Genomic DNA, 7,774 nt, shown 5'->3' with positions numbered 1-7,774 from the left:
CGGCAAAACCTCGGTCACCAACGATGGGGTATCCCTCGAATTCGGGAACACGGAAAACCGCGGACTGATCCTGCCCTGGGTAAAAGTAGATCCTGATACGAAAACCATCCCCGATATGGTAGATGGCATGATTATTTTTGATCCTGCCGATGCCCAGGTGAAAGCCGTAGTGGCGGGAACCTGGCAGACACTGAGCGCCGCCGATCCTAATGCAGGAACACTTGCGTCGGTGGATACTTCGCTGCAGGAGACCAAGACGGAAGTTCCTTCCGCGATGGTACGGATAGGAGATACTGAGAATCCTGATCTTAAAGGGATCCTGGTGCTTTCCGATACCGATAAAGCGATGGTGCTTCCCAAAGTGGCAAGCCCTCATCTGAATATTATAGATCCCGCCCCGGGATTGGTGGTGTACGACACCACTGCTCACCAGATAGCCGTCTTCAATGGTCAGGGATGGAGTTTCTGGGGACCAAAGTAATCTTCACGAGGGTATTTAATGATCGGCCGGGTATCATACGGCCCGGCCGGTTTTTTAAATAGCAAGAACGTTCAAACTAAAATTAATTTAACCGCAAAAGGTGCAAAAGAGAAGCTTAAAAAGTTTTTATGAGCTATTCAAAGCTTTCAAAAGAACAAGCATCAAAGCTTTTTTTAAGGCTATTGTTAGCTTCTTTTTTATAGAAATTACCTAAGATAAATTTCTAATCTTTTGTTACTCGTGGTTGAATAAAAAAGTGTAAACAGTCTCTAAATAAGTCAAATTCTGAAAGTAATTTATAAATGATAATAAAAAATCTGTGATAACTAAAATTAAATTTAACCGCAAAAGGTGCAAAAGGTAAGTTTAAAAAGTTTTATGAGCTATTCAAAGCTTTCAAAAGAATAAAAATCAAAGATTTTTTTAAGACTATTGTTAGCTTCTTCTTTTATATAAATTGCTTAGGATAGAAATTTCTAATCTTTTGTACCTTTTGTGGTTGAATAAAAAAGTCTAAACAGTCTCTAAATAAGTCAAATTATGAAAGTAATTTATAAATGATAATAAAAAATCTGTTATAACTAAAATTAAATTTAACCGCAAAAGTCACACAAAAGAGAAGGTTGAAAAAAGTTTATGGACTCATCAAAGCTTTCAAAAGAATAAAAATCAAAGATTTTTTAAGACTATTGTTAGCTTCTTCTTTTATATAGATTGCTTAGGATAAATTTCTAATCTTTTGCGACTTTTGTGGTTGAATAAAAAAGTGTAAATAGTCTCTAATAATTTAAAAAATAAAACAATGACAAACATCTACACAGAATCAAAGCGTATCTCTACGATGACGTTTTAACCCGCACGATAAGGATCATTCATCAATTGATGTTTCCTGAAAACGGTGGTGTATTTTCTTTTTTGAAGACGATATCATCTGCTTTACCTAAAACTTGTTTAAACTAATTTTAGAATCAACCGCAAAGTCACACAAAAGATAATCTCAACGCAATGATTAGAATATTCAAAGTTCTTAAAAGAATAAAAGATTTTTAAAACTATTGTTAGCTTTTTTCTTTTATAAAACTTGCTTATGATAGAGATTTTTTATCTTTTGCAACTTTTGCGGTTAAATAAAAAAGTTTAAACAGACTTAATTAAAAACAAACCAAATTTTTTTAAACATGAAAAACATTCTGACAACCGCAGCAGTTTTATTTGGTATGACTGCATTTGCACAAGTAGGGATAAACAACACTTCCCCTAAAGCAACACTAGACATTACCGCCAAAACAGGCGGAACCAGACCCGAAGGATTGATCATCCCGCAATTAACCGGTGACCAGATCCGTGCAGCCACCACAGCAACGCCCACACCGGTGTACGGAACAGACCAGAAGGGACTCATCATTTATGCAACCACCGCCGATTCGGCTCCCGCAGGGGCAACGGCCAGTATTACCGCTCCGGGATATTACTATTTCGATGGCAGTGCATGGCAGAAGGTCATTACCGGAACCGTAGCCAATACCGATCTTGCGACCGGAACAGGAGGGATCTACAAAGGAAGTGGTTCTTTATCAGGCAATACTACAGTCACACAGGGGGCCAATACATTAGCTTTCACTTCTACTGCAACCAATGGTTTTTCCGTAGACGGAACTACACTTTCTGTAGATGCTGCTAATGATAGGCTGGGAATAGGAACAGCAGCTCCCCTAGCCAGGGTACATATTTCTGGAGCAGGTGGAGCAGGTGGTGATCATCTTAGAATGACAAATACCGGTTCTGATTGGGCATTAGCCAGTGAAAATGCGGGAGTACAAAATGGGATAACAGGTAAAGCGTCATTAACCTTTGTCAACAGGATTAACAGTTATAGAACAATGACTATAGGTGAAGACAACAGCTTCAGGATAGGAGGTAATATTGCCACAGGTAATGCAGCGCTCTCTATCGATGGCCCTACCAATAAAGTAGGAATAGGAATTAATGTCCCTAATGCAACACTGGATGTTAGAGCCGCAAGCAACGGGAGTACTCCCGAAGGGATTATCGCCCCAAGGCTTTCGTTGACTGCACTTCAGGGTTACAACTATGGCGGAAGCCAAACCGGGGCTATTGTGTATGTGAACTCAGCTTCCGGAACGCCCACAGGGCAGACGGCTAACGTTACTACAGTAGGCTATTACTATTTTGATGGCAGTGCATGGCAGAAAATCTTAAATACCTCTTCAGGAGACACCACCAATGATGCCTGGACTAATGATACGACCAATGCTATGGTAAAAATTGGGACAAAGGCTGATGGCACGGCAAGAGCTGCAGGAACCGATTTTGTAGTGAAAGACGATGGGAAGGTAGGTATTGGTACTGCAACAGCTACTTCTTTATTAGACGTGGTTGCTGATAATAAAGGAACATTAGGGCAGGACGACATCTCTCTCAGTTCATATAACTCAACAGGTCCATCGCCGGGACTGATATTCAGGACAGCAAGAGGTACAGCTGCTGCACCGGCCAATTTACAGAATGGTGATGATTTGTCAAATATCATATTCGCAGGGAGAATAGGGGGGAAGTGAAAACCGTACTGCGAGTATTATATCCAAATATAGAGGTGATGGTACCACAAACCTTTCAGATATAACGTTTAATACCAGCGGAACCGCTCGTTTGCTTATCGATGAAAACGGGAGGGTAGGAATAGGAACAAGCTCACCTAATACTAATGCTGCACTTGATATTAGCAGCACCACCAGAGGTGTAAAACTACCTTCTCTGGCTCTTATAGCTACCAACAGTGCAAGCCCATTAAGCGCGCACGTTGCCGGAATGCTGGTGTACAATACTGCTACAGCCGGTACAGCACCCAATAATGTAGTACCTGGTTTATATACCAATGATGGCACCCAATGGATTTTATTGCAAACACCACAAACCGTAAATGTAAGTGCACCTGCCGGTACGGTAAGTTATACTGCTGCCAGTACAGCCCCTGCAGGATATCTGGAATGTAATGGAGCCGCGGTAAGCCGTACAACGTATGCTACTTTATTTGCTGCCATTGGCACCACTTATGGGGCAGGAGATGGATCTACCACTTTTAACCTTCCCGATCTGAGGGGAGAGTTTGTAAGAGGCTGGGATCATGGAAGAGGAGTAGACGTCAGCAGAAGTTTAGGAACTTTCCAGTTGCATTCAATTCAATATCACGAGCATGATATACCAACACCAACAGGTGGTACAGGTAGCGGAAGAGCTTCTATCACAGATGACACAGGAGTCAATGAAACCGGGAATTATAATCTTCTAAGAGGTAGGTACTATACATATAATAGCGGTCCTTCAGGTAATTACGATTCTGAAACCAGGCCGCGTAATATCGCCCTTATGCCTATTATAAAATTCTAATATAGTTCACGGATTTACAATCCCATACTTGATATACATGCTGGTGCAAGCGTCTCGCGGGTACCGGTTTTAAGATTAATTAATCCTAAACCTCATAGGTTTCTAAAAACCTATGAGGTTTTAAATAACAAGTTTAACAACCATTAAAAAAAATTAACAATGGCAAACATCTTACACAGAATCAAAGCGTATCTCTATGATAACGTTTTAACGAAAGACAATCCCAATGATTTCACGGCACGCACGGTAAGCGAGCGAAGCCTCAATGTACAACAGATCTGCCAGGCAGCCGTAAGCCGTGGCGGGGCAGATATCTCGGCCTCTTCGATGGAGCATGCCACAGAGCTGTTCCTTAAAGAAATGGCGTACCAGCTTTGCGATGGCTTTTCGGTGAATACCGGATACTTTACGGCAAGTACTACCATTCGTGGGGTCTTCGACAGTCCCTCGGAAACTTTTAACAAAGATAAGCACAGCATCATCTTCCAGTTCAACCAGGGAGAAAAGCTGAGGTCGGAGATTCCTAATATTGAGGTTAATATTCTTGGGGTAGCAGAATCTTCTGCGGTCATCTTACAGGTAACGGATGTAAAGAGTGGCTCGGTAAATGATCTTCTCACGCCGGGCAGAAACCTGAAGATTGTCGGAAGCAAAATCAAAGTAGCCGGGGAAGATGCTTCGATAGGCGTATTTTTCGTAGATGCCACGACACAGGCAAGGACCAAAGTAGATTCTTCTGATATCGTAACCAATAATCCTTCGGAGGTGATGGTGGTGATCCCTACATTACCGGCAGGAACCTACAATCTTGAAGTAGTAACGCAGTATGGTGGCGGTACTTTACTGAAGGATGCGAGAACGGCTACTCTTGATAAAATACTGACGGTAGTGTAAGCATTTAGTGTCTATTTTCCGAGAGACGCTTTCGTCGCCCGACACAAGGGTCTTTCGTCGGGCGTCGCAAGGTGTCTTCGTCGGGCGACACAAGGCGTTTTCGTCGGGCGACGAAAGCACCTCTCGGAAATTGACCTTCTTTTAACGAAGGCTTCGACAAGCTCCTTAAGTAGGTAATAGAGTTTTAGAGTGGGAGAGTTTGAGGGTTTTAGGGGGTTGAGAGTGGGAGTGTGTTAGAGTTTCGGAGTCTTGGTGGCTTCGACTCCGCTCAGCCACCAGACTTTCATACATGGAAAATTAATTTCAACGCGGAGAACGCAAGGATTTATTTGAAATGATTGTGTATATTTTCCGTTCGCAAAGGCGCTCTGCTCAGCAAATGATAGTGGCTTAATAGTTTTTAAGATTCAATCAAATATTACATGACTGTAATTTAATTACAACGAATATCACATTGTTTTTTGAACACAAAGGCGCATTAAGGTTTTTTTTGAAAGTATAGCACATATTTTAGTTTCACAAAGCCGTTGATTTATAAGGGAACGCAGAGCCAGCTATTGTAAGAATCGACTACAAGTGATAACAGGTACAGTCGGAAATTCCCTTCGTTGGAGGGGTGTCGAAAATTCAAGGAATTTTTGACGGGATGGTTCTAAATATTTTCACTCAACCATCATTCTACCACTCCGATTGTCATCCCGCAGGGATCTAAGCTCGAATCTCTCTATGCTAACGTTAAGAGGGTTGGAGTGTTTGAGAGTTTTTAGGGTATGAGTGTGGGAGTGTCCTAGAGTTAAGTTAATTCTTAACCTCAACCTCAACCTCAACCTTAAATAGGTGATAGAGTTTTAGTGTTTGAGAGCTTAACAATGTTTTATTATACCATTAATAGTTGCTGTCATTTGCTGAGCAGAGCGCCTTTGCGAACGGAAAATATACACAATCCTTTAAAATAAAACCTTGCGAACCTTAGCGTTAATAAGTATAGTAGCTAATAGAGAGGATGTGAGTGAGTGTTTTAGGGTTAAATTAATTCTTATCCTCAACCTTAAGTAGGTAATAGAGTTTTAGAGTGGGAGAGTTTTAGGGTTGTAGGATTAAATTAATTCTCAGCCTCAACCTCAACCTTAAATAGGTAATAGAGTTTTAGAGTGGGAGTGTTTGAGAGTTTTAGTGTGGCAGTATCTTAGGGTTGTAGAGTTAAGTTAATTCTCAACCTCAACCTTCAACTTCAAAATAAGTACAATATAAATATATTCAGTTTAAAAATGTCAGAAAACAAATACAGAATCAAAGCATATCTTTATGAGAATGTATTAACCAAAGACAACTCCAACGACTTTATGGCAAAACCTGTCAGCGAACGTACAGTTTCCGTATCGCAGATCTGTCAGTCTGCGGTAAGCCGTGGAAGAGCAGACATCTCTGCTGCTGTCATGGAGCATGCTACAGAAATTTTTCTCGAGGAAATGGCGTATCTGCTGTGTAGGGGTTACTCGGTAAACACCGGATATTTTACGGCCAATGCTGGCATTCATGGGTTTTTTGGAAGTGCTTCGGAGACTTTTAGTAAAGACAGGCAGAACGTTATATTCCACTTTCATCAGGGAGAAAAGTTACGGGCAGCGATTCCGGATATAGAGGTCGATGTCCTGGGATTGGCAACTCCGGCATCAGCCATTCTGCAGGTAACCGACGTTAAGAGTGGTTCGGTCAATGATCTTCTCACTCCCGGAAGAAATCTTAGCATCGTCGGAACCCAAATCAAAATTATGGGAGATGATCCTGCAAGGGGAGTTTACTTCATCGATACAGCTACGCAGGCAAAAACGATGGTACCGGCATTCGACATCGTGAGCAATAATACTTCTGAACTCATCGTCGTGATTCCCGCGTTGCCCGCAGGGAAATACCATCTGGAGGTGATCACCCGGGACGGCGAAGGTACTCTGCTGAAAAAGTCGCAAACGGTAGCATTTGATCACATTCTGACGGTAGAATAGTATGAGTGAAGGCATTGTGCGTTTAATTGTAGTGGTTGTTTGCAATTTATCATAATTGAAACATTGTTTTCTTTGCTGAGTATAAACTGAAGGTTTACAACGTAGTTCAGTCTTTATAAGCGTAAAAAGCGGTTAGTACAGTATGAAGCTTCCTCCCATAAGTGTACTTACCGGCATAAAAAACGGATAATTCCCATCTTGAAATCAAGTTCTCTAAATGTTGATCCGGTATTGTACTGTTTTCCCGACAGAACGGATCTGAGTAAAAAGAGCTTAAATAAACACAACCTGCATTATGAAAAAGAATAATAATAAAAAAGCAAATATTATCATCCCTGATCTCCGCCAGATGAACAAACAGGAGGTTCTTGTTACGCTGGAACCTTACAGATTACTGATGGATAAAGAAGAAACGCTGGTATTCCTTCTCAACAAAACCTGGTATGGGGAAAATACCCTGCTCCTTGTGTTCTTCAACGAAGAGAAAGTGGAGTGGTACACTCAAAGGATAAGATACTGGTTTGAAAAGATCTCCATCCATCAGTTGTAGTTGTTGCCGGCCTAAAACTGATATTTAAATAGTTTGGATGTACCTGTTGTGCATTTTGATTCACTTTCGTCACTTCGAGTAGCTTTGAAAAAGCGTATCGAGAAGTTTGTGATTTTGAGGATGAATATCATTCTCGATACATTTTTCTCCACTGCGCTGCGAAAAACACTCGAATAGACGAATCCTGTACCAAAAAATTGCACAATGCACAACTGGTTTTTAGATATAAAACTTGTGATAACTAATTCCAGAATTAACCGCAAAAGTGACAAAAGATAATCTTAACGCAATGATTAGAACAATCAAAGTTCTCAAAAGAATAAAAATCGAAGATTTTTTAAGGCTATTGTGCCCTTTTTTCACTTATAGTCATCAACTTTAGATAAAATTGAGCTTAGCTTTTGTCACTTTTGTGGTTATATAAAAAGTTTAAACAGA

General features: G+C 40.9%; 6 protein-coding genes. All 6 read left to right on the top strand.

Annotated elements, in window-relative coordinates:
* The first annotated feature begins 169 nt into the window (after positions 1 to 169).
* The 6 genes from AAHI02_RS05850 to AAHI02_RS05825 all read left to right on the top strand — a co-directional run bounded on the left by AAHI02_RS05850 (position 170) and on the right by AAHI02_RS05825 (position 7,336).
* Positions 170 to 481: a hypothetical protein gene (locus tag AAHI02_RS05850; protein WP_346985867.1), complete on the top strand. Its 312-nt coding sequence runs from the start codon at positions 170 to 172 to the stop codon at positions 479 to 481.
* A gap of 1,178 nt (positions 482 to 1,659) precedes the next feature.
* On the top strand, positions 1,660 to 3,060 hold the full coding sequence (locus tag AAHI02_RS05845) for a hypothetical protein (protein ID WP_346985866.1): 1,401 nt from the start codon (positions 1,660 to 1,662) through the stop codon (positions 3,058 to 3,060).
* Positions 3,061 to 3,151: 91 nt separating this feature from the next.
* Positions 3,152 to 3,889: a phage tail protein gene (locus AAHI02_RS05840; RefSeq protein ID WP_346985865.1), complete on the top strand. Its 738-nt coding sequence runs from the start codon at positions 3,152 to 3,154 to the stop codon at positions 3,887 to 3,889.
* Positions 3,890 to 4,048: 159 nt separating this feature from the next.
* Positions 4,049 to 4,783: a DNA-binding domain-containing protein gene (locus AAHI02_RS05835; RefSeq protein ID WP_346985864.1), complete on the top strand. Its 735-nt coding sequence runs from the start codon at positions 4,049 to 4,051 to the stop codon at positions 4,781 to 4,783.
* Between the two features lie 1,268 nt (positions 4,784 to 6,051).
* The gene (locus AAHI02_RS05830) at positions 6,052 to 6,786 is read left to right on the top strand and encodes a DNA-binding domain-containing protein (protein ID WP_346985863.1); all 735 of its coding nucleotides are present in this window, start codon (positions 6,052 to 6,054) and stop codon (positions 6,784 to 6,786) included.
* 295 nt (positions 6,787 to 7,081) lie between these two features.
* The gene (locus AAHI02_RS05825) at positions 7,082 to 7,336 is read left to right on the top strand and encodes a hypothetical protein (protein ID WP_346985862.1); all 255 of its coding nucleotides are present in this window, start codon (positions 7,082 to 7,084) and stop codon (positions 7,334 to 7,336) included.
* The last annotated feature ends 438 nt before the right edge of the window (positions 7,337 to 7,774 follow it).

Origin of the sequence: Chryseobacterium sp. POE27 (assembly GCF_039727685.1) — a bacterium.
Taxonomy (GTDB): Bacteria; Bacteroidota; Bacteroidia; order Flavobacteriales; family Weeksellaceae; genus Chryseobacterium.
Note: the sequence above shows the minus strand (reverse complement) of the source record. Positions and strands in the feature narration are given on the sequence as shown.